Raw genomic sequence first — 20501 nt, forward strand, 5'->3', positions numbered from 1 at the left:
GGCGACGCGACGGACTCAAAAGGTCCTTGGTCGGGCGCTGCTAACCTCCCCGTATGCCGAAAGAACCGCCGAAGACCAGCGAGGGCTGGTACTCGCTCCACGACTTCCGGACCGTCGACTGGGACGCCTGGCGCGACGCGCCCGACCGCGTCCGCGAGAACGCGCTCGACGACGGCGTCGAGTTCCTGCGAGCCCACGAGGACATCACCGACGCCGAAGACGGCTCCTCGGCCGTGTTCTCCGTCATGGGTCACGAGGCGGACGTCCTCGTCGTCCACTTCCGACCGGAGATGAGCGACCTCGACACCGCCGAGCGAGCGTTCGAACGGACGACGTTCGCGGACTTCACCGAGCGCTCGAACTCCTACGTCTCCGTCACGGAGGTCGGGGGGTACAACTCCGAGGAGATGGTCAAAGACCCCGAGGACATCGAGGACACGGGGCTGGCGCGCTACGTCGAGAGCAAGCTCTACCCCGACATCCCGGACAGCGAGTTCGTCTGTTTCTACCCGATGAACAAACACCGCCTGCCGGACGCCAACTGGTACGACCTCGACTTCGAGGAGCGCGCGGAGATGATGGACAGCCACGGCGAAATCGGCAAGGGGTACGCCGGCCAGGTGACCCAGATAATCACCGGCTCCATCGGCATGGACGACTACGAGTGGGGCGTCGACCTGTTCAGCAACGACCCGACGCACATCAAGGACCTGCTCTACGAGATGCGCTTCGACGAGGCGAGTTCGCGCTACGGCGAGTTCGGCCCCTTCTACTTCGGTCGGCGGTTCCCGCCGGAGGACCTCCCGGCGTTCATGGCCGGCGACGAGGTGCCGACGCCCGAGGACGAGTCGGCCCACGGCCACGGCGGGAGCGGACACCACCACGGCGAAGGGGGCCACCACGGCGAAGGCGGTCACGGCGGCGGCGGTGACCACCACGGCGGCCACGGAGAGAGTGACGACGCGAGCCGGTCCGAGAGCATCCGCGACGAACTGTCCGACCTGGACATCTACGCCGGCCGTCCCCACGGCGAGGACGTGTACGCGATGGTCCTCTACTCCGAGGTCGACGCCGTCGACCTGTACGAGGAGGTCGAGGGGCTGCGGGGGAACTTCGAGCACTACGACACGCACGTCAAGACCGCCGTCTACGAGGGCGAGGAGCGCTCGGCGGTCGTGAGCATCTGGGACACGATGTCCGCTGCGGAGACCGCGGGCGGCTTCCTCGCGGACCTCCCCGGCATCGTCGCGCGCGCCGGAGAGGAGAGCGGCTTCGGCACGATGGGGATGTTCTACACGGTCGAACCCGACCGCCGCGAGGAGTTCGTCGAGAAGTTCGAGACCGTCGGCGGACTGCTCGAGGAGATGGACGGCCACCACGACACCGAACTGCTGGCCAACCACGAGGACGAGAACGACATGTTCATCGCCAGCCAGTGGGCCTCGAAGGAGGACGCGATGGAGTTCTTCCGGAGCGACGAGTTCAGCGACACGGTCGACTGGGGCCGGGACGTGCTCGCCGACCGACCGCGGCACGTGTTCCTGGCGTAGGTGGGTTCGGTCGACGTGCGGCCCAGCGTCGCGCGCCGCGGAGTTTCAGCACTCACCGCCGGAACCAAAACCCCCATGCCGTCGGGAAGCCAATCGTCAGTAACCAACCGACGGTGATCTCATAATGACAAAGCGACACGTCACTCTCCCGGAGTCCGCCGAGGCGGGATTGCGCGGCTTCATCGACGAGGTGGACGAGCGACTCGCCGGCGAGGAAGACACCTGCGCGGTGGTCGAGGACGTTCTCGTCGACCTCTACGGCGACCGAGAGGCCTACGAGGCCTGGCAGAACGGCGAGCCGGTCTCGAACGCCGAGCGGGTCCGTCTCCAGGGGTACGACCCCTGCAACTCCACGCTGGAGAGCGAGTACTACGCCGAGAAGGACGAGGAGAAGTTTCGGGAATCGAAACACCTCCAGTGGCTCTGGCGGCAGTTCGACGCCACGCCGATGGCCGACAACGTCGAGTTCGCGCTCCGGTTCCGCCGGATGCTCGCCAAGCACCTCTTCGAGGAGTGCGGGGACGGCTGCCGCTTCTTCAAGGGCATCACGTTCACCTACGGGCACAACATCTCCGTCGGCGACAACACCGTCGTCCACGACGACGTTCACCTCGACGACCGCGGTCGACTCACCATCGGCGACCGGGTGTCCATCTCGGACGGCGTCCACGTCTACAGTCACGACCACGACGTCGTCGACCAGACGCGGGTGGAGAACTACCACACCATCGTCGAGGACGACGCCCGCCTCACCTACGACTCGATGATTCGCGCGGGCGTGAAAGTCGGCGAGAACGCCATCGTCGGCGCGAAGTCGGTCGTCCCCAAGGACGTTCCCGCCCACCACATCGCGGTCGGCCAGCCCGCAAAGAGCGTGAAGGTGAAACCGGGCTGGGAGGACGCGGCCGACCCGCTGGAGGACGCCAACGTCTCCCGGAAGGAGGACCGTCGCATCGAGTACGAACTCGACGACGACTTCGACGTGTTCGACGAGTTCCAGCGCGACCTCCAGCCGCCGAAGTAGCCGACCGTCCCCGGAACCGTCGCCGAGCGGACGAGTCTACGCCCGGTCGAAACATCCAGTCACCGGAAACCGAACCCGGTAGCGAGGCGCGAATGCGGGCGAATCCCTACGTTTTTCTCCCGGGAGCGTCTGAAAACGAGCATGCGACGCCGCACGTACCTCCGGTCGCTGTCGCTCGGACTCGCGGGACTCGCAGGTTGCGTCGAGACGTCTGGCAGTTCGTCGAAGACCACGACGATGGAGCGGGGACCGGGGGTGCGCGTCAAGACGGTCGCCATGCACCTGGAGGTCCCCTGGGGGGCGGCGTTCGGCCCCGACGGCGACCTCTATCTTACCGAGCGTCCGGGGCGCGTCCAGCGCATCCGCCAGAACACCACCGAGGTGTTCGCGGACTTCACCGACACCGTCGCGAGCCGCGGCGAGGGCGGCCTGCTCGGCCTCATCTTCCATCCCGAGGACCCGGATGTCGCGTTCACCTACCAGACGTACGAGGCCGCCGACGGACTGCGCAATCGGGTCGTCCGTCACCGAGTGAACGACGAGTTCGCGCCGGACGGCGTGGTCCTCGACGGGATTCCCGGCGCGTCGATTCACGACGGCGGCCGGCTCGCCGTCGACGGCGACGCGCTGTACGTGACGACCGGCGACGCGGGCGACGGCGACCTCGCCCAGAAGAAGTCGTCGCTCGCGGGGAAGGTCCTCCGGCTCACGCTCGACGGAGCGCCGCATCCGGACAACCCCTTCGGGAACGCGGTGTTCACCTACGGCCATCGCAATCCGCAGGGGCTGGCGTTCCGGGACGGCACGTCGTTCCAGACGGAGCACGGGCCGGACCACGACGACGAAGTCAACGTCCTCGAAGTCGGCGGTAACTACGGCTGGCCGGGGGAGATGGGCGTGGAGGGCGACGACTACGTCGACCCCATCGCGACGTACACGCCGACCATCGCCCCGGCCAGCGCGACCATCTACCGCGGTCCCATCGAGGAGTGGCAGGGCGACCTCTTCTTCGGCGCGCTCGCGGGCACCCACCTCCACCGGGTCGGCCTCGACGGGCAGAGCGTCGTCGAGCAGGAGCGCCTGCTGGTGGGCGATTACGGTCGCCTCCGGACGGCGTTCACCGGTCCGGAGGGACACCTCTACGTGACGACCAGCAACCAGGACGGGCGCAGCGGGCCACCGGCACCGCAGGACGACCGCGTACTCCGGCTCCAGCCCGCGTGAGGCGTCTCCGCGTGCGGTCGCCCGGGCGTCCGGGCGGTCGACCGCGCACCGTCGTCAATCGAGAGCTGGGCTACTCCTCGCTCGCGTAGTCGCGGTACGCGCCGACCGCGAGTTCGCCGAGCAGCCAGAGGGCGACCACGACCATGGCGGCCATGGTCACGAGTTCCGGCAGGCGGACCCACCCCGGGAAGACGAACGCCGCGTACGCCTCTGCCTGCTGGAGCATGCCCGTCGCGGCGTTCGGGTCGCGGAAGTGGCTGTCGAACTTCGTCGCCGGCACCGTGTTGGTGGAGTTCTCGGGAACGGTCATCCGGTCGGCCGAGTAGGGCATCATCACGCCCTCGTAGCGCCAGACCACCTCGCCGTCGGGGTTTATCTCGACGACGCGGTTGTTGAACGTGTCCGTGATGAGCGTGTTGCCGTTCGGCAGGCGGTCGGCGTCCCGCGGCCAGTGGAGCAGGCTCTTGCCGCCGTACTTCCAGACGACGTCGCCCGTCGTGGCGTTCAACTCGACCACGCGGTCGTTCTGGCTGTCGGCGACGAGCAGGTGGTCCGACCCCTCAAGGCGGTCGGGGTTGTGCTGCTCGTTCATCACGGTGTGGTTGCCCGGTCGGCCGACCACGTCGACTATCTCGTTCGTCTTCGGGCTCACCTCGATGACCACGTCGAAGTTCCGGACCGATATCTGGAAGTTACCGTCTTTCAGCTTGTCGATGTCGTTCATGTGGGTCCAGTCCTTCTCACCGCCGGGGTCCGGCGGGCCGCCGTACTTCCGGTGGAACTCGGTACCCTCGGCGAGGTGGTTCTCGGCCTGCCACTCCCACGTTATCTCGCCCTGCTGGTTCACGGTGAACGCGCGGTCGTTGCCCATGTCGATGATGGCGGTCTCGCCGTTCGACAGGCGGTCGACGTCGTGGACCTCGTGGTGGGTGATGTACTCGTCGTACCACGAGTAGTTCCAGACGACCTCCTTGCTCGGGTAGTCGAGTTCGAGCACCTTCGCCTGGATGCACTGCTTCGAGGCGACCTGGAGGTGCTCCTCGGGGCACTTCGAGGGCGGGAGTTTCGTCGTCACCGCGACGAGTACGTTCCCGTTTTCGAGTTGTTCGGCGTCGAACACCCGGGAGTTCGGCGGGTCGTACTCCCAGACGACGTCGTTCGTCGAGGTGTTCACTTCGATGAGCCGACCGTTCAGCTTGTAGCTCTGGACGCTGATGAGCGTGTGGCCCTCGTACGGTCCCTCCGCGACCGTCTCGGCCTTCACCTCCTGGTCGGCCGTCAATGCCTGGATTCCGAGGACCGCGGCGAGGACGACGAACGCCGCGGCGAGGTATCGGACGCGGGGACGGTTCATATCGTCCACTTGTCCACGACGGTTCTAAACCTGCCGATGGGAGCGCAACGCCTCGGGTGGGGTCGTCACCGCGGCCACGCTCGGACAGGTCGAGAAGGCGACACCGACGGCGGATTTCCGCCGAGCGACCAGTGGTGCGCGCCGACCGACGGACCGGATTCTACCCGCAGACTGAAACCGCTCGCCACCGAACGCCGAGTCATGAGCGTCAGTGGCCTGTGCCAGATCTGCGAATCGCGCGAGGCGACGCACGACTGCGACCGGTGCGGAAAGCTGGTCTGCGACGAGCACTGGAGCCGCGACAGCGGCTTCTGTGTCGAGTGCGTCGCGGAGCTGGGCGGCGACGTCGAGAAGGAGCGACCGTCCGGACCGGGTGCGGAGGACGTGACGCCGCCGGACACCGACGACAGCACGCACCAGCTCTGAGGGGGTGCATCCCCGTGTGGGCGTCGAGCGCTCGGCCCGACCGTCGGCTCAGCGATACTGGTTCAGCTGCCGTTTGAGTCGCTTCGCGGCCTGGCCCGCGGCGGCGGCGAACTCCTCGCCTGCGTCCCGCGACTCCGCGGCTCGGCTTCCGGAGGCGCTGTGGGCCTCGCTCTCCTCCCCGGCGAAGATGATGCCCCGCGAGGAGTTGACCAGTCCCGCGCCGTCCGCGAGGGCGTGCGTCGCCGCCGCCTCGGCGTCGCCGCCCTGCGCGCCGACGCCCGGGACGAGGAAGGGGAGGTCGGGCACCTGCTCGCGTATCGCTTCGAGTTCGTCCGGCGAAGTCGCGCCGACCACGAGGCCGACGTTGTCGTTCGCGTTCCAGAGGTCGGCCAGCGACGCGACACGCTCGTACAGCGGTTCGCCGGAGGCGAGTTCGAGCTCCTGCAGGTCGGCCGCGCCCGAGTTGGAGGTGCGACAGAGGACGAACACGCCCGCCTCCTCACGCGATAGGAACGGCTCCAGCGAGTCCCGGCCCATGTAGGGGTTGACCGTGATGGCGTCGGCCGTCTCCAGCAGTTCCGCGTACTTCCGGGTCGTGTTGCCGATGTCGGCACGCTTGGCGTCGAGGACGACCGGAACGTCCTTTCCGTGGGCGTACGCCACGGTCTCCTCCAGCGCGGCCCAGCCGTCCGAATGCTCGTAGAACGCCGCGTTGGGCTTGTACGCCGCCGCGTGCTCGTGGGTGGCGTCGATGATGCGGCGGTTGAACGCCCACTGAGGCATGTCATGCGCTTCGAGGTGGTCCGGAATCCGGTCGCGGTCGGCGTCCAGCCCCACCGAGACGATGCTGTCGGTCGCCGCGATGCGGTCGGCGAGCCGGTCGAAGAAGTTCATATCAGTCGGTTTTCGTGAGAGGACATGGCTCTGTCGAACGCGGTCCCCGCGTCGTCGGTTTCAGTACCCTAAAGGTCCGCCAGTTCCAAGAGTCGACGAATGGTACCGTCTGCAGTTGCCTTCGACCTCGACTCGACACTCGCCGTGACCGAGCGCCCACGGGACCGGCTGCTCGACGAGGCGACGGACGCCGCAGACGCGCCTGCGCTCGCCCGCGAGGACTACCTCGACGCCCACTCCCGGCACCTAGTCAGCGAGACGCGGGAACCGATATTCGACGACCTCCTCTCCGGAGACGACGACGTCACCGCCGAGGACGTCGCCGACGCGTACCGCGAGGCCATCCTCGACGCGCTCGAACCGGTGCCGGGCGCGGCCGGGATGCTCGCCGACCTCCGCGAGCGGTATCGCGTCGGCCTGCTGACGAACGGACCGGTCGTCGCCCAGCGCGGGAAGATCGCCGAACTCGGCTGGGAGGACAGCTTCGACGTCGCCGTCGTCACCGGCGAACTCGACGCCGGCAAGCCCGACGAACGCGCGTTCGCGGCGGTGCTCGACGCCCTCGACGTCGACCCCTCGGAGGCCGTCTACGTCGGCGACCACCCCGACCACGACGTCCGCGGCGCGAAATCCGCCGGGATGTACGTCGTCCAGGTCGTGTTCGACGGCGGTCCCGACCCCCATCCGGCGGCCGACGCCCACGTCGAGCGCGAGGACCTCCCCGAACGCCTGCCCGAACTGCTGTAGGTCGACCGCCTCGATTTCTCCGTCGCGGGCAGGGAGAAAAGCGTTTACAGCCGGAACCACTACGTCCGGACATGTGGAAACGGCTGCTGGCGCTCTTGCTGCTCATCCCGCTCGTCGACGGGCTCTTGCTCGTGTTCGTCGCGGGGATGGTCGGCTGGGAGGTCACCGTCGCGCTCGTCGTGTTGACCGCGCTCGTCGGAACGCTGCTCGTCCGCGCGGAGGGACGCCACACCATCCGCGAACTGCAGGCGGAACTCGCTCAGGGCGAGATTCCGACCGACCGCATCATCGACGGCGGATTCCTGCTCGTCGCCGGCGCGTTCCTGCTCACCCCCGGCCTCGTCACCGACGCCCTGGGGTTCCTGTTCACGCTCCCGCCGACGCGATACGTCTTCCGCGTCGCCGCCAAGAAGTGGGTCATCGTACCCTACGTCGACAAGCAGACCGGCGGGTTCGCCTCGGGCAACGTCTACACCTTCGGATTCCCGAACCCCGGCGACCTGGGCGGCTCGGGGAGCGACTCCGGCGGGTTCGGTCCGGGGACCGGCGGAGCCGGGAGCGCGGGCGACGCCAGCGACGACGACACCTATCGGGTGGACGACGACGCCTACGACGTCGACTTCGACGACGGTGACGAGAAAAAAGGAAACCCTTAACAGTAGCAAGTGGCAACCACTGAATGCGCTCACTGCGGGCCAATAGCTCAATCAGGTTGAGCGCTCGGCTGATAACCGGGAGGTTCGCGGTTCAAATCCGCGTTGGCCCATCCGTTTTCCACGCGCTTACTATCCGATACGGAACCACAGGTTCACCCACTTCAAAGGTAGCCATTCCCGGTTTCGAGGGAGACCGACGGCCGCCGTCTCGGGGAGCGTCCGGTCGACGACCGAACGGACCCACGCAGGCAGACAACGCAGATGACCAGAGACGGCGGCCGTGAGCGAGCCTCCAACGTGTGGTCGACGCGTGCTCGAAAACGACGTCCACGAGTTTCGGACGACGCCGGTAATCGACGGTGAGGCTCTTCGGGGCAGGGATACGAGAGGATACGACGAAAGCAGGCGAAAAACAATCGTTCGATTTTATTCCTCGGACGGTTGTCGCGGTGAGTGAGTTCCGATGTCAACCGACCGCCGCGAAAAACGAAGCAGCCGACGGTTCTCGTCGTTCCTCCCGGTGCTAGAGTGGTTTCCACAGTACGACACGTCGTGGCTCCGTCCGGACGTCGTCGCGGGGATCACCGTCGCGGCAGCGGTCATTCCCGAGGGGTTGGCGTACGCGTCACTGGCGAACCTGCCACCGCAGACGGGCTTGTACGCTGGGTTGATGGCCGTCAGCGTCTACCTATTTTTCGGTACCTCTCGGCAAGTCATCGTAGGACCGACCTCGGCGCTGGCGATTCTGCTCGCGAGTGGCGTCGGGTCAGTCGCTGCCGGGAACGCCGCTGCGTATCCGTCGCTGGTGGTAGTGACGACGCTTCTCGTCGGTGTCGCCGCAATCGTCGCGTGGGCGTTCCGGTTGGGTTTCCTCGTCCACTTCATCTCGGGGTCGGTACTCACGGGGTTTTCCGCCGGAGCGGCGTTGTACATCATGTCGACGCAACTCGGGAAACTGTTCGGCATCGAAGGTGCGACGGGCGCCTTCTACCAGCGAACGTGGTATATCGCGACACATCTCGGTGAGACGAATCCCGAGACGCTGGCCGTCGGCGTCGCAGGTATAGTGTTGCTCGTCGTCGGTGAGCGATTACTGCCGCGCGCCCCGAACGCGCTCGTCGTCGTCAGCCTCGCCATCGTGCTCGTGTCGGTGACGAATCTGGAAGCCCGTGGCGTCGACATCGTCGGGTCGATTCCGAGTGGCCTGCCCTCGCTGACGGTTCCGGCGATTCCCGATATCTCGACGCTGAGTGCTCTCGTCCCCGTCGCCGTCGCGCTGTTCTTGCTTTCGTACGTGCAAGGCATCGGCGCAGTCCAGACGTTTGCACGACGCCACAAGTACCGAACCGATGCGAATCAGGAACTGTTGGCCGATGGCGTCGCCAACCTCGCTGCTGGTTTCGGTGGCGGATTCGCCGTCGGCGGCAGTATGTCACGGTCGGCGCTCAACGATGCCGTCGGCGGCAAGACACAACTCACGAACGCCGTGGTCGCGCTCGTTCTCGTCGTCGTCCTTCTCTTTCTGACCGGCGTGTTCACGAATCTCCCGGAAACGGTCCTCGCCGCCGTCGTCATCGTCGCCGTCAAAGACCTCATCGACACGGCGGCGCTCCGTGAACTGTATCGCGTGAGCAAGAGCGAATTCGCCATCGCGATGGCGGCCTTACTCGGGGTTCTCGCAGTCGGGATGCTCTGGGGCGTCTTCGTCGGCGTCGTCCTCTCGTTGCTGGTCGCGATTTCTCGAGTTAGTAGTCCAGCGACACACGAACTCGGTCAGATCGCCGAAACGGACCAGTTCGTCGCTCTCGACCTGTACCCGGCGGCGACGCCCATCGCGGGCGTGTTCGTCTACCGCGTCGAAGCCGAACTGTTCTACGCCAACGCAGAGACGGTTCGTACCGACCTCCTCGACCGTCTCTCGAAGCGCGACTCCGACGTCGAACTGGTCGTCGTCGATCTCACGTCGTCGCCGACGGTCGACTTCGGGGCCGCGCAGATGCTGGAGGAACTCCAGCAGAAACTCGAATCTCGCGGCATCGACCTGCGTTTTGCCGGGGCGGAGTCCGACATCGTGCAAATGTTCGAAACGACGGGACTCGCGGCGAACGCGGGCGGCGTAAAGACCGAGGAATCGGTCGCCGACGCCATCGACCGCTGGAGAGCGGAGCAATCACCCTAATTCGGCTCTCCAGCCGAGGTGAACCGCCGCGGGGCACGTGGTTCGAGACGCCAACGGCGTCTCGTCATCACGAGAGAGCGAAGCTCTCTCGAACGACCCCGAGGCACTCGCCTTGCTTATCTGTAGACGGATGACCCGAAAGAGGATAGATATCCGATAATAGTCCGTACTGTGCGACGGCGACGTTTCCCTTTCGCTGCCGTACACGGTCGTCCCAGAGTAGGTTTATGCGGTCCGGTAGCGTACAGCTACTCGTAGAAGAGACGTGGAGCGGCAGTTCTCGGTACCGTACGCACCTCGGTCGGGAGGACGCGACGGTCGCCCGAGTGAACGAGAACCGCTCCGTCACCGAACGAATCCCGATTCGAACAGACAATCAGATGGAATTCACGAGCGCGACACGAAATTTGGTCGACGATCAACGACATCCCGTCACTTTGATCACCTACCTGCTGGCGCTCGTTGCGTGGGTGATGCTGGTTACCCGTTCACTTCCGATGCCCGGCCCGGAGATGGGTGCGGCGATGTCGAGTCCGGGAATCCCGGAGGCGATGGCGCTGGCGCACGGCGCCGTGGGTATCGGGCTCTATCTGCTCGTCTGGGGGGTGATGATGACCGCGATGATGTTTCCCTCTGCAGCACCGGCGTTCCGTGCTTACTATCGATCGTTGGGGAAGGCGCCGATTTCGACGAAGATGTCGCGAACCGCGGCCGTAACGGGAATATTTTCGCTCGTCTGGCTGCTCACGGGAGTAGCTTCGCTCGCCCTCAACATCGTCGTACCGATTTCCGGCGTCGCATCCCGCAGCTGGCACCTTCTGTTCGGCGTGTCTTTGGTAGTGGTCGCGACATATCAACTTTCGACCTACAAACGCCACCACTTAGAGCACTGCCGAGCACCGTTCGATATCGCTGATACGGGTTCTGACGTCCGAAGCACGGTACGCTTTGCGGTGCGTCTCGGCGCCTCCAGCGTTGGATGTTGCTGGGCGCTCATGGCCCTCGTGGTCGTCGTCGGGTCGATGAATCTGCTCTGGATGGCTGCAATCACCGTCCTGCTGTCCGCCGAACTGCTCGCCCGTCGTGGCGAACGTCTGGCTGAAGCCATCGGAGTGCTCTTCGGTATCGGTGGTGTAGCGGTGCTCCTCTCCGTGCTTGCGTAGCGGTCCCGACGCGAAAATCGTGCTAATCGGGGCGACGGTCGCTCGTGCGTCGAACGGCTGTATTCTGTCACGAGTGGAGGTCAGTCACGGTTCATAATCGGCCGTTTTGTCCGGAGGGAGTACCGTGGGTACGTTCGAGACCGGAGTATGGAGCGAGAGCGCACGAAAAGCGACTGCGAAGCGAGTGGGGAACCGATTCGATGTCAGTGAATGCGGTTGCGTCTGTGGGTTTCGATGGGGACACTCGTTCCAGGAATCGGGGAGTCCGAATCTTCGTAATCGCCGGACGGAAACCGATTATGAAGAACGAGACGTGCTATCTCGGCGGCGAGTCGCTCGCACTCGACCGGCACGATTCTTCGTATACTGCGTCTTGCCCGCCGTATGGGCTATTTCAGCCGATGTTCTCCGCCACCGGTACAAGTTCCTAGTTCGAATTTCACTCCTTCTTCACGGTCTATTACCGGGCGTTCGGGCCGATTATGAACCCTGTTCGACGCCGCGATTGAAGCGGAAAACTCTCATAATCGGTTCTCGTCCAGCGGTTTTGATTTAGACTACGTCGGGAACGCGCTGCAGGTACCGTCCGAAAGGAGCGACGGCACATTGAGCGTCGCTCGTCCGGCGGGGCGTATCAGAGCGCGACGATGTCGGTAGACGATAGTCACCCGGCGGTCGAAGAGGGAGGAGGACAGCCCGTTTCGACCACTGCCGTGGGGTCAGTTCGACGACCGTTCGCGCTCTCGTCGGGCTTCTATGTCGTCGACCGTCTCGTTCTCAAGCAGGCGCTCGACCCGACGCTCGAACTCCGCTTCGTCGATTTCGCCGCGAGCGTAGCGGTTTCGGAGTGTGTCGAGGGCGTCCTGCGTCTCTTCCCGTTCGTCTCGCTCGTTGCTCTCGCCCTCGTTCGCCGCGTCGGCGTCCGGTACGAACGTATCGCTGAGGATGGCCACCAACGGTAACACGACAGCGAACCCGACGGGGAACACCATCCACCACCAGGGCTGGCCGGTGAACAGCGCCACGAGCCCGATTCCGAGCACGAGGAAGACGGTGATGGCCGGCGCTTCCTCCAGCAGCGATGCGAGCGCGTCGTTCATGCGGGATAGCTCGCTCACCGGTCCTAAAAATCCTGTCACGTCTCGCGGGGCCGAGGGAGAAAGTAAACGTTATTCCTGCCGAGCGGTTTCTTCCGTGTACGGGTTCGTGGTCTAGTTGGTCATGACGCGGCCTTTACAAGGCCGAGATCGGTGGTTCGAACCCGCCCGAACCCATTTCTCACGGCGCAACGTGACGAGCGAATCCCTTCCGACGGGTTCGACTCGGGAACGGAGCGGTTCGCCGGGAGTACGCTGTCCCTCGGAGGACGGTCGCACGGCCTACCGCTTCCCGCAGTCGCTTGTAGGGGACTTGTGCGTTCGAGAACGCCGTCCTAACTGCTATCCGGTCACGCCGGACTCCCGCGTCGCGCGTCGCTTGCGCAGTTCGTGGCCGAGTGCGCCGCCGATGCTCCCGAAGACGACGGGGTAGGCGACGCCGGCGACGGCGGCCGCGGGGAAGTACCTCGGGTGGACGAGCGTCGCGTCGACGCCGACCGAGAACGCCAGCGTCCCGGCGAGCGAGAGCGGCAGGTAGCCGAGGAAGACGAGCGCTCCGACGGAGGCCGAGTGCCAGATGGTGCGGCCGTCGGATACGTGGGCCGCCAGCGCGCCCGCTCCGACGAGGAGGACCGGCGGCACGAGATAGAGGAGTTCGTACGCCGGCTTGGCCGCGGCGATGAGGTTCACCGACCCCTCGACCGTCTCCGTGGAGAACGGAACGAAGTGAGCGCTGTAGAACAGCCAGCCCGCGCCCTTCCAGGCGGGAACGACGACGCCATTCGTGCCGAGGTACGCGGCGAGGTCGTCGATTTCGGCGGTGCTCGCGAGTTCGACGTCCGCCAGCGCCCCCCAGACCGCGCCGCCGGTCCAGAGGAACGAGAGGAGATACCCGAGGAGGTACGCGACGATGCCGACGACGCCGGTCAAGAGGAGCGGGGACCGGAACGCGTCGCGGTCGAGTGCCATGACGCGAGTACGCCAACGTGACACAAATGTTTTCTGTACGATCGGATACAGAAGCGGTCCAGAAGAGCGCCGACCGCTATTCGCCCTCGATAGCGGGAGATTGCTCGCCCGTCGTCGGCGCGTTCCGGGCGTCCACCGTGTGCGCGATGGCCACCAGTGCGAAGGCGACGACGACGAGAACGGCGAGAGAGAGGTCCGCCAGTCCGCCGAACGGTGGGATTCCGAACGACGACGCCGCGACGGCGACGGAACCGGCCCCGGCCAGCGCGAGGTACCGCTTGCACCAGGTGATGTCGTCACGGGCATCCATCTCGAGATAGGGGTCGATCTGTTCGGCCGCCGTCGAGAGTTCGACGATGCCACGATTCTGATTGTAGTCGACGATGCCAGCGTCGTCGAGCTTCGGAAGATGAGACTGGTAGAGAGCGGTGTAGACTCGCTTGCGTTCCGCGGCCGATATCGTGTCGACGGCGGTGTCGTTCTCCCACGCCGCGACCTGCTCGGCGAGGTCGCTCAACTGGACCGTTCCGTCGATCTGCTTCAGGTAGTGGAGCGCGTACCGACGTCGCTGGTTCTTCAGGACGTCGAACACCATGTCTCGCGAGAGAGGGTCGTCACGTTCTTTCGATGCGTCTGAGTCGAGGATATCGGGGACGCGGCCGGCCATCCCTGATTCGTCCCCGTCTGTTTCGCCTCGGTCGTTGCCGTCTGTACCGGAGGAGTCGCCGATAGTACTCATTACTATGCCACCCCAAGCTCGTAACCCAGCATGGATTCGTACATTACTCGGTCCAGCCTTTGTTATTCACCATTTACCGGTTGTAAACTGGGGCTTACGGAAAGCGGTAGACAATCCCTATCGGAACGTTTTACGGTGGTAAGCGGTGGTTACCAGCCCGCTTTCGATTCGCGCCGATAGAAGTGATACGGGTCGAACAGGTCGCGGCTACCGGCCGTGGAGATTCTCGTGGAGTCCGATGACGAGCGCGGGGACCACGACCATGAACAGGTGTTCTTCGACCGGGATGCCGAGCAGATCGACGCCGGTCCGGAGCCGGATGGCGAACACGCCGATGGCGAGGGTGTACCAGTCCCAGAAGTAGGCCACGGGATAGAGCACGAGGATGGTCTTGCCGGCCCGGCGGAGGGCGTCGGCGCGGACGAGGAGCGCCAGGGCGACGGTCCCGAACGCTATCTCGGAGGCGAGGTACGTGTACGGTCCGAACAGTGCTCCGATGTCGGGGAGCGCCGTCGACGCTACGGAAGATACGAGCACGTTACGGAGTACGCACCGAGGCGAGAAAAGTATCCAGAAATGAGGGAATTGCGACAAAGTTCAAGACCGACGAGTGCGATGTTCGAAACGACGATGGATATATCTACCATTGCGAGGACGGACTACTACGAGATCGAGAGCGAGGAGCGACTGGGGAAGGCCCGCTCGATGTTCGAGGAACACAATCCCAAGGGCATCGTCGTAACCGAGGCGGGCGAGTACGAGGGAGTCATCACCCAGAAGCAGCTTCTCCAGTCTCACATCGAGGACCACACGAAGGTGGCGACGCTGACCAAGCCCGCGCCGAGGATCCAGCGCGACGACGATGTCCGGGACGTCGCGCGCTCGCTCGTCGAGGGCGGGACGAAGGTCGCCCCGGTGTTCGAGGACGGCACCCTCTGGGGCATCGTCGACGAGGACATGATTCTCGAAGGCGTCCTCGACAACCTCGACGCGCTCACCGTCGAGCAGATATACACCGAGGACCCGATCAGCGTCCCGGAGGACGGGACGCTCGGCCGTGTCATCAACCTGATGCGCGAACACGGCATCTCCCGTCTGCCGGTCGTCAACGACGACGGCTTCCTCACGGGCGTCGTGACGACCCACGACGTGGTCGACTTCGTCACCCGGAACATGGACAAGCCGACGCAGGGCGACCGCGGGGGCGACAACGACCGGATGCTCGACCTGCCCGTCTACGACGTCATGAACAGCCCGGCCGAGACCATCTCGCTGTCGGACACGGTCGAGGAGGCGGTCCGGAAGATGTTCGAGAAGGACTACGCCGGCCTCGTCGTCACGCCCGAGGACGACGACCGGGTCGTCGGCGGCATCATCACCAAGACCGACGTGCTCCGGGCGCTGACGTTCACCGAGGAGGATCACATGGACGTCCAGATAACGAACGTCAGCCTGCTCGACACCATCTCGCGCCAGGATATCCGCGAGAGCATCGAGGAGATCACGAGCAAGTACCGGGACATGCAGGTGCGCCACGCGCACGTCCGGTTCCACGAGCACAAGGAGAAGCTCCGCGGCACGCCGCTCATCCAGGCGAAGATTCGCCTCCGGACGAACCGCGGACAGGTCGCCGGGTCCGGCGAGGGGTACGGCGCGGCACAGGCGTTCAACGTCGCCCGGGACACGCTGGAGCGCAACGTCCTCGAACTCAAGGGCGTCCAGAGCGACCGCGAGTACGAAGGTCAGCTCCTCCGGAAGCTCGGCGAACTGTAGTCCGAAACCGACGTTGACCCTTTCAGGCGAACGCTCGCAACACGCCCTGACCGTCGGTACCACCGATGTCCGGGAGCGACGCGCGCTCCGGATGGGGCATCATCACCGCGACGCGTTCGGTGTCGCCGAGCACGCCCGCGACGTTGCCCTTCGAGCCGTTGGGGTTGGCGGCGTCGGTCACGCGCCCGTCTTCGTCGCAGTAGCGGAAGAGTATCCTGTCCTCGTTCTCCAGCGTCGCCAGTCCGTCGTCCGTTATCTCGAACCGGCCCTCGCCGTGCGCGATGGGAATCTCCACGACCTCGCCCTCGTCGTAGGCGCTCGTCCAGGGAGTGTCGGCGTTCTCGACCCGGAGGAAGACGTGCTCGCACTGGAAGCGGGCGCTCCGGTTGACCGTGAACGCGCCCGGCGTCAGGCCGGCCTCGCAGCCGATCTGTGCGCCGTTGCAGACGCCGAGCAGCGGGACGCCGTCCGCGACCGCGTCCCGGACGTCGGCCATCACGGGGGAGTTGGCGGCGATGGCGCCAGCGCGGAGGTAGTCGCCGTAGGAGAATCCGCCGGGCAGCATCACGCCCGAGACGTCCTCGGGGAGTCCGTCCTCGTGCCAGACGATCTCCGCGTCGACGTCGAGATGCGAGAGCGCGCGCTCGGCGTCGCGGTCGCAGTTGCTCCCGCCGAACCGCAGTATCGCTACCGTCATCGCTCCCGAACGTCGACCGCGTAGTCGTGGATGGTCGGGTTGGCGAGGAGTCGTTCGGCCATCTCCTCGGCGCGCTCGCCGGCCGCCTCGGCGTCGGCGGCGTCGAGGTCTATCTCGAACTCGTCGGCCCTGCGGAGCGACTCCAGTTCGAAGCCGAGTCGCTCCAGCGCCCGCTGGGTCGTCTCGGCCTCGGGGTCGAGGACGCCCGATTTGAGCCGGACGGTCACCGTCGCGGTGTAGGCAGTCATCGTCTTAAGGTGGTCGTCCATGCTCAAAAGCTCTTTTGGAACGTCGTCGTTGTGCACGAACGTGCGGTGCATCGACGAGTGTTGCGCCAGTGCGAACGCTTTTGCCCGACGACCTCGATTGAAACGTTCAATGGCTGCCCTCCTACCGCGGCTAGTGGTACGATGAGCGCCCGCGAGCTGACCGAGATAACCGTCGTCGGCGACGACGACACCGGACTCATCGCCCGGATTACGACGCTCCTGTTCGAGCACGGCGTCAACATCGAGGACCTGGACCAGGCGGTCAGGGACGACCTCTTCCGGATGACGATGCGCGTCGACGCGACGGAGATGGACGCGAGCGAACACCACCTCCGGCGTGAACTGGCGGCGCTCGGCGACGACCTCGGCGTCGACGTCCGGGTTCGGTTCCCCGCCGACCGCGACGCCCGACAGGTCGCGGTGCTGGTCACGAAGGAGTCCCACTGCCTGGAGAAGCTACTGGCGGCCCAGACCGAGGGGGAACTCGACGCGGAGATCGGCGTCGTCATCGGCAACCACGACGACCTCCAGCCGGTCGCCGAGCGCCACGGCGTTCCGTTCCACGACGTCGGCGACGAGAGCGGGAACCACGACGAGCGACGGTTGCTCTCGCTGCTGGACGACTACGACGTCGACCTCGTCGTGCTCGCGCGGTTCATGCGCATCCTCAGCCCGAAGGTCGTCTTCCGCTACGAGGGGCGCATCATCAACGTCCACCCCAGCCTCCTGCCGGCGTTCCCCGGTGCGAAGGCGTACCGCCAGGCGAAGGAGGCCGGCGTCCGCGTCGCCGGCGTCACCGCCCACTACGTGACGACCGACCTCGACCAGGGCCCCATCATCACCCAGCGCGCGTTCGACGTGCCGGACGGTGCGAGCGTCGAGACGATGCGCGAGCGGGGTCAGCCCCTGGAGGCCGAGGCGCTGCTCGAGGCGGTCGAACTGCATCTCAACGACGACGTGGTCGTCCGTCGCGGCCGCACTGAACTCCGCGACCCCGACCGGGAGTACCAGCTCGGGCTGCCCGACGCCGTCGACGGCGCGACGCCGGACTATCCCGTCGACGGCGAGCGGGAAGCGACGAGCGACGACTAGCGGGTTCGCGCGCCGTGACGACTGGACTCGGCCGCGGCCGGCAAACTCGTTCCGGATTCTGCTATCGGTCGGCGCGGACGTAGTCGAGCCAGCATCGAGAGGAGGAGAGCGAGATTCCGCCGCCGTCGTAGACCGCGACGTGGATGACCGGGTCCCAACAGAACTCGTTGGAGAATTCCGTCTCCAGACGGGTGCTCTCGTTTTCGATGGAGAGGTTGTACTCACCGTTGTCCAGCACGTCCTCCTCGGTCACTTCTTCGTTCGGCAGGAGGGCGAACTCCTCGGCGTAGCTCGCCGTACCGCCGTCCGTTCGCCGAATCGAGACGGAGAGGGCGCGGTCGACGGCCGTCTCGTTCGTTACGTGAAGGTCGGTGGACTTGGTCGACGCCGCGTACAGTCTGCTGCCGGCCACGACGGCGACCGGGGCGGCCGCTTTCAGTACGTCTCTCCGCCTCATCACGCGACGTTACTGTAGGATAGATTATAAAACGTTGGCGAAGCGCTTCACCTCCGCGCCGCTCTCGACGAACACCAGCACGCGCGGCGGTCGGACGGCCTTCGGGCGGGTGCGGAGGCCAGCCTCGCGCGCCGCCCGCGCGACGTCCTCGACGTCCTCCCGGAGTTCGACGTGAATCCGGTCGGGGTGGACGTAGACGCCGCCGAGGAGTTCGCCGTCCTCGTCGTCCGCGTCGCGTCGTTCGACCTCGTAGGCGAGCGCGCCGTCCTCGGTGGGTTCCACGTCGCGGTCGGCGTTCACGACGGCCAGGGCGTCGAGCGCCCCGTCCTCGCGGCCGTCGAGTTCCGACGCCAGCAGTTCCGCGATGCGCCGACCGTCCGTGACTCGGTCCTCGACCATACCGGACGTTGGCGCGGCCGGCGTTTAGGTTTCTCGTCTCGCGGACCGAACCCCGCGCCGAAGCGCATCACCGCGTCTCACTCCGACGATTTCAGCTCCTCGCGGGCCTCCTCCGCCTCGGCGTGGACGGTGACGCCTCTCCGGCGAGCGTAGACGACGGCCGCCGCCTCGACGGTCAGGCCGGCCTCCTGCTGGAGTTCGTTTATCTCCGCGACGGCGGTCCGCTTGTCGGTCCCCGCCGAGACCACCTTGTCGAGCACCTTCTCGAACGTCGACTGCTCGCGCAGCAGGCTCTCGTCGGGCACGAACTCCTCCGGTATCTCGACCTCGCTCGGGTCGAACTCCGCCACCAGTTCGCCGTCCTCGCGCGCGAGCAACCCCTGGCTCGTCGCCACGTCCACGAGGCGCTTGGCCTGGTCGGGCGAGAACCAGTCGCGGTCCAGCGACAGCGCGACGACGTACTCGCTCTCGCTCATTCGGTCACGACCCGTCTGCCGGAACGGCGCTGCCACCGCTGTCCGCAGGCTCATCGTCCCGCCGTCCCGCCCGCGCCGGCCTAAATCTGCCGATGTCGGGGCGCAATCGAGCCATTGAAGTGTGACCTGCCCGACCTGCCGTACATGAAAGACCAGGGACGCTCCACGCGCAAGCGGACCGGCGGCCGACTGAAGCATCTCCACAAGAAGAAAAAGCACGAACTCGGTCGCGAGCCGACCGAGACCCAGGTCGGCGAGAACGACTTCCGCACCGTCGACGCCCGCGGCAACACCCAGAAGATCCGGGCGCTCACCACGGACGTGGCCAACGTGACCGACGGCGACGAGACGGTCAACGCGACCATCCAGGACGTCGTCGAGAACGACGCCAACCCCAACTACGCTCGCCGGAACATCATCACGAAGGGCGCGGTCATCGTCACGAACGAAGGCAAGGCCCGCGTCACGTCGCGTCCCGGCCAGACCGGACAGGTCAACGCCGTCGCCGTCGACGAGTAACCGCCGCTTCCGTTCTCCCCCGTTCTCCACACGCGACCCTCGACAGCCCCGGGTCCGTCCTCCGATTCGATTCCGCGGGGCCGACTCGCGCCTACCCGTACCGCCGCGCGTGGTCCTCGCAGAACTCGGGGTCGTCGAGTTGGGCGCGAACGACGCCCTCGTGGCGGTGCGCGTTGTGCAGGCGACACCGCTCGTCGTCGCAGAACGCCTCGCCGGTCGCCAGGTAGTGGACCGCCTGGAGGACGTACCCCTTCAGCGCCTCGGTCGTCCGGGGGTCCTCGCGGCGCAGGAACGCTGCCTCGACTCGCTCGGCCAGGACGTCCTCCGGCGGCACCTCGCCCGTCGCTCGTGCGTACCGCCGCTGGTGCCAGTAGTACTCGGTCGGCTTCGCGGGCGCGCTCCAGAGACCTGGGACCGAGACGACCGCGGGCCGACCGAGGACGCTCACTCGGCGGTGCCAGCGGTCGTTCCCCCACGTCGCCAGCGGCAGGTCGAGCAGTGCGACCCGGCAGTGCGAGAGCGACCGGTCGCTCCCGGCGGCGTCCAGAGCGGCGTTGCAGGCCCGCTGGACGGCCCGCCCGTCGTACAGTCGTCCCTCGACGTCGTCGCTCGTCCGCGGCCCCGTCCGGGGACGGTCCGGGTCCGCGACCTGCCGGTCGACGACCGCGGACGGGTCGAGCGGGAACGGGTCGCGCACGGTCACGTCGGCGGTGAGGCGTCCGCGAAGCCAGTCCGCTATCGCGTTCGCGTCGACCGCGTCGGACTCGGGCCGGTACAGCGAGACGCGGCCGAGCACG

23 protein-coding genes and 2 tRNA genes are annotated in these 20501 nt (G+C 66.1%); 13 read left to right on the forward strand and 12 right to left on the reverse strand.

Annotation, left to right across the window (positions count from 1 at the left end; all coding sequences use genetic code 11):
* The first annotated feature begins 53 nt into the window (after positions 1–53).
* The 3 genes from ACRYA2_RS06920 (at position 54) to ACRYA2_RS06930 (ending at position 3798) form a co-directional block, all read left to right on the forward strand.
* Complete coding sequence (locus ACRYA2_RS06920; RefSeq protein ID WP_433625716.1) at positions 54–1550, forward strand: heme-binding protein; 1497 nt, start codon at positions 54–56, stop codon at positions 1548–1550.
* Positions 1551–1674: 124 nt separating this feature from the next.
* Positions 1675–2574 carry an acyltransferase gene (locus ACRYA2_RS06925; protein WP_433625718.1) on the forward strand — a complete coding sequence of 300 codons (900 nt, stop codon included), beginning with the start codon at positions 1675–1677 and terminating at the stop codon, positions 2572–2574.
* A gap of 141 nt (positions 2575–2715) precedes the next feature.
* Positions 2716–3798, forward strand: a complete 1083-nt coding sequence (locus ACRYA2_RS06930; RefSeq protein WP_433625721.1) for a PQQ-dependent sugar dehydrogenase — start codon at positions 2716–2718, stop codon at positions 3796–3798.
* 70 nt (positions 3799–3868) lie between these two features.
* Here the strand turns inward: ACRYA2_RS06930 and ACRYA2_RS06935 are convergent, their stop codons facing one another.
* Positions 3869–5152 (reverse strand): aryl-sulfate sulfotransferase, encoded by a 1284-nt coding sequence (locus ACRYA2_RS06935; protein ID WP_433625724.1) that lies wholly within the window; start codon positions 5150–5152, stop codon positions 3869–3871.
* A gap of 201 nt (positions 5153–5353) precedes the next feature.
* On the opposite strand from ACRYA2_RS06935, the gene ACRYA2_RS06940 reads away from it, so the two are divergent.
* On the forward strand, positions 5354–5578 hold the full coding sequence (locus ACRYA2_RS06940) for a hypothetical protein (protein ID WP_433625727.1): 225 nt from the start codon (positions 5354–5356) through the stop codon (positions 5576–5578).
* Positions 5579–5626: 48 nt separating this feature from the next.
* On the opposite strand, the gene pyrF is transcribed toward ACRYA2_RS06940, so the two are convergent.
* Entirely contained in the window at positions 5627–6472 is an 846-nt protein-coding gene (pyrF, locus tag ACRYA2_RS06945; protein WP_433625730.1) for an orotidine-5'-phosphate decarboxylase, read from the reverse strand.
* A gap of 99 nt (positions 6473–6571) precedes the next feature.
* Here pyrF and ACRYA2_RS06950 point away from each other — a divergent pair, with 99 nt between their 5' ends.
* The 5 genes from ACRYA2_RS06950 to ACRYA2_RS06970 all read left to right on the forward strand — a co-directional run bounded on the left by ACRYA2_RS06950 (position 6572) and on the right by ACRYA2_RS06970 (position 11217).
* A complete protein-coding gene (locus ACRYA2_RS06950; protein ID WP_433625733.1) occupies positions 6572–7219 on the forward strand; it encodes an HAD family hydrolase in 648 nt (215 codons plus the stop codon).
* Between the two features lie 71 nt (positions 7220–7290).
* Positions 7291–7875, forward strand: coding sequence for an FxsA family protein (locus ACRYA2_RS06955; protein ID WP_433625735.1), 585 nt, complete (start codon positions 7291–7293; stop codon positions 7873–7875).
* 36 nt (positions 7876–7911) lie between these two features.
* Positions 7912–7985: transfer RNA gene (locus ACRYA2_RS06960), tRNA-Ile, on the forward strand.
* A 353-nt stretch (positions 7986–8338) separates the two neighbouring features.
* Positions 8339–10054: a SulP family inorganic anion transporter gene (locus ACRYA2_RS06965; RefSeq protein WP_433625738.1), complete on the forward strand. Its 1716-nt coding sequence runs from the start codon at positions 8339–8341 to the stop codon at positions 10052–10054.
* A gap of 326 nt (positions 10055–10380) precedes the next feature.
* Complete coding sequence (locus tag ACRYA2_RS06970) at positions 10381–11217, forward strand: DUF2182 domain-containing protein (protein ID WP_433625741.1); 837 nt, start codon at positions 10381–10383, stop codon at positions 11215–11217.
* A gap of 719 nt (positions 11218–11936) precedes the next feature.
* On the opposite strand, the gene ACRYA2_RS06975 is transcribed toward ACRYA2_RS06970, so the two are convergent.
* A complete protein-coding gene (locus ACRYA2_RS06975) occupies positions 11937–12317 on the reverse strand; it encodes an SHOCT domain-containing protein (protein WP_433625743.1) in 381 nt (126 codons plus the stop codon).
* 100 nt (positions 12318–12417) lie between these two features.
* Here ACRYA2_RS06975 and ACRYA2_RS06980 point away from each other — a divergent pair.
* Positions 12418–12491: transfer RNA gene (locus tag ACRYA2_RS06980), tRNA-Val, on the forward strand.
* 165 nt (positions 12492–12656) lie between these two features.
* On the opposite strand, the gene ACRYA2_RS06985 is transcribed toward ACRYA2_RS06980, so the two are convergent.
* The 3 genes from ACRYA2_RS06985 to ACRYA2_RS06995 all read right to left on the reverse strand — a co-directional run bounded on the left by ACRYA2_RS06985 (position 12657) and on the right by ACRYA2_RS06995 (position 14559).
* Positions 12657–13283, reverse strand: a complete 627-nt coding sequence (locus ACRYA2_RS06985; RefSeq protein WP_433625746.1) for a DUF7978 family protein — start codon at positions 13281–13283, stop codon at positions 12657–12659.
* Positions 13284–13359: 76 nt separating this feature from the next.
* Positions 13360–14022, reverse strand: a complete 663-nt coding sequence (locus tag ACRYA2_RS06990; RefSeq protein ID WP_433625749.1) for a DUF7344 domain-containing protein — start codon at positions 14020–14022, stop codon at positions 13360–13362.
* Positions 14023–14229: 207 nt separating this feature from the next.
* The gene (locus ACRYA2_RS06995; RefSeq protein WP_433625752.1) at positions 14230–14559 is read right to left on the reverse strand and encodes a lycopene cyclase domain-containing protein; all 330 of its coding nucleotides are present in this window, start codon (positions 14557–14559) and stop codon (positions 14230–14232) included.
* A 93-nt stretch (positions 14560–14652) separates the two neighbouring features.
* On the opposite strand from ACRYA2_RS06995, the gene ACRYA2_RS07000 reads away from it, so the two are divergent.
* Entirely contained in the window at positions 14653–15795 is a 1143-nt protein-coding gene (locus ACRYA2_RS07000; RefSeq protein WP_433626029.1) for a CBS domain-containing protein, read from the forward strand.
* A 22-nt stretch (positions 15796–15817) separates the two neighbouring features.
* Here the strand turns inward: ACRYA2_RS07000 and purQ are convergent, their stop codons facing one another.
* A complete protein-coding gene (gene purQ / locus ACRYA2_RS07005; RefSeq protein WP_433625755.1) occupies positions 15818–16492 on the reverse strand; it encodes a phosphoribosylformylglycinamidine synthase I in 675 nt (224 codons plus the stop codon).
* Positions 16489–16740: a phosphoribosylformylglycinamidine synthase subunit PurS gene (purS, locus tag ACRYA2_RS07010; protein WP_433625758.1), complete on the reverse strand. Its 252-nt coding sequence runs from the start codon at positions 16738–16740 to the stop codon at positions 16489–16491. The genes purQ and purS overlap by 4 nt, the downstream gene beginning before the upstream one ends.
* 162 nt (positions 16741–16902) lie before the next feature.
* On the opposite strand from purS, the gene ACRYA2_RS07015 reads away from it, so the two are divergent.
* Complete coding sequence (locus tag ACRYA2_RS07015; protein ID WP_433625761.1) at positions 16903–17853, forward strand: formyltetrahydrofolate deformylase; 951 nt, start codon at positions 16903–16905, stop codon at positions 17851–17853.
* 61 nt (positions 17854–17914) lie between these two features.
* Here ACRYA2_RS07015 and ACRYA2_RS07020 read toward each other — a convergent pair whose 3' ends face one another.
* The 3 genes from ACRYA2_RS07020 to ACRYA2_RS07030 form a co-directional block, all read right to left on the reverse strand.
* Positions 17915–18310: an Ig-like domain-containing protein gene (locus ACRYA2_RS07020; protein ID WP_433625764.1), complete on the reverse strand. Its 396-nt coding sequence runs from the start codon at positions 18308–18310 to the stop codon at positions 17915–17917.
* A gap of 24 nt (positions 18311–18334) precedes the next feature.
* A complete protein-coding gene (locus ACRYA2_RS07025) occupies positions 18335–18709 on the reverse strand; it encodes a DUF7993 family protein (RefSeq protein WP_433625767.1) in 375 nt (124 codons plus the stop codon).
* Positions 18710–18786: 77 nt separating this feature from the next.
* A complete protein-coding gene (locus tag ACRYA2_RS07030) occupies positions 18787–19239 on the reverse strand; it encodes a DUF2240 family protein (RefSeq protein WP_433625769.1) in 453 nt (150 codons plus the stop codon).
* A 90-nt stretch (positions 19240–19329) separates the two neighbouring features.
* On the opposite strand from ACRYA2_RS07030, the gene ACRYA2_RS07035 reads away from it, so the two are divergent.
* Positions 19330–19704 carry a 30S ribosomal protein S8e gene (locus ACRYA2_RS07035; RefSeq protein WP_433625772.1) on the forward strand — a complete coding sequence of 125 codons (375 nt, stop codon included), beginning with the start codon at positions 19330–19332 and terminating at the stop codon, positions 19702–19704.
* 91 nt (positions 19705–19795) lie between these two features.
* On the opposite strand, the gene ACRYA2_RS07040 is transcribed toward ACRYA2_RS07035, so the two are convergent.
* On the reverse strand, positions 19796–20500 hold the full coding sequence (locus ACRYA2_RS07040; RefSeq protein ID WP_433625774.1) for a DUF7001 family protein: 705 nt from the start codon (positions 20498–20500) through the stop codon (positions 19796–19798).
* Between the last annotated feature and the right edge of the window lies 1 nt (position 20501).

Source organism: Halomicrococcus pelagicus (genome assembly GCF_050954125.1).

Coding starts and splice junctions, on each gene's coding strand:
- ACRYA2_RS06920 (WP_433625716.1), top strand. CDS start 54: ATGCCGAAAGAACCGCCGAAGACCAGCGAGGGCTGGTACTCGCTCCAC.
- ACRYA2_RS06925 (WP_433625718.1), top strand. CDS start 1,675: ATGACAAAGCGACACGTCACTCTCCCGGAGTCCGCCGAGGCGGGATTG.
- ACRYA2_RS06930 (WP_433625721.1), top strand. CDS start 2,716: ATGCGACGCCGCACGTACCTCCGGTCGCTGTCGCTCGGACTCGCGGGA.
- ACRYA2_RS06935 (WP_433625724.1), bottom strand. CDS start 5,152: ATGAACCGTCCCCGCGTCCGATACCTCGCCGCGGCGTTCGTCGTCCTC.
- ACRYA2_RS06940 (WP_433625727.1), top strand. CDS start 5,354: ATGAGCGTCAGTGGCCTGTGCCAGATCTGCGAATCGCGCGAGGCGACG.
- pyrF (WP_433625730.1), bottom strand. CDS start 6,472: ATGAACTTCTTCGACCGGCTCGCCGACCGCATCGCGGCGACCGACAGC.
- ACRYA2_RS06950 (WP_433625733.1), top strand. CDS start 6,572: ATGGTACCGTCTGCAGTTGCCTTCGACCTCGACTCGACACTCGCCGTG.
- ACRYA2_RS06955 (WP_433625735.1), top strand. CDS start 7,291: ATGTGGAAACGGCTGCTGGCGCTCTTGCTGCTCATCCCGCTCGTCGAC.
- ACRYA2_RS06965 (WP_433625738.1), top strand. CDS start 8,339: ATGTCAACCGACCGCCGCGAAAAACGAAGCAGCCGACGGTTCTCGTCG.
- ACRYA2_RS06975 (WP_433625743.1), bottom strand. CDS start 12,317: ATGAACGACGCGCTCGCATCGCTGCTGGAGGAAGCGCCGGCCATCACC.
- ACRYA2_RS06985 (WP_433625746.1), bottom strand. CDS start 13,283: ATGGCACTCGACCGCGACGCGTTCCGGTCCCCGCTCCTCTTGACCGGC.
- ACRYA2_RS06990 (WP_433625749.1), bottom strand. CDS start 14,022: ATGAGTACTATCGGCGACTCCTCCGGTACAGACGGCAACGACCGAGGC.
- ACRYA2_RS07000 (WP_433626029.1), top strand. CDS start 14,653: ATGGATATATCTACCATTGCGAGGACGGACTACTACGAGATCGAGAGC.
- purQ (WP_433625755.1), bottom strand. CDS start 16,492: ATGACGGTAGCGATACTGCGGTTCGGCGGGAGCAACTGCGACCGCGAC.
- purS (WP_433625758.1), bottom strand. CDS start 16,740: ATGACTGCCTACACCGCGACGGTGACCGTCCGGCTCAAATCGGGCGTC.
- ACRYA2_RS07015 (WP_433625761.1), top strand. CDS start 16,903: ATGAGCGCCCGCGAGCTGACCGAGATAACCGTCGTCGGCGACGACGAC.
- ACRYA2_RS07020 (WP_433625764.1), bottom strand. CDS start 18,310: ATGAGGCGGAGAGACGTACTGAAAGCGGCCGCCCCGGTCGCCGTCGTG.
- ACRYA2_RS07025 (WP_433625767.1), bottom strand. CDS start 18,709: ATGGTCGAGGACCGAGTCACGGACGGTCGGCGCATCGCGGAACTGCTG.
- ACRYA2_RS07030 (WP_433625769.1), bottom strand. CDS start 19,239: ATGAGCCTGCGGACAGCGGTGGCAGCGCCGTTCCGGCAGACGGGTCGT.
- ACRYA2_RS07035 (WP_433625772.1), top strand. CDS start 19,330: ATGAAAGACCAGGGACGCTCCACGCGCAAGCGGACCGGCGGCCGACTG.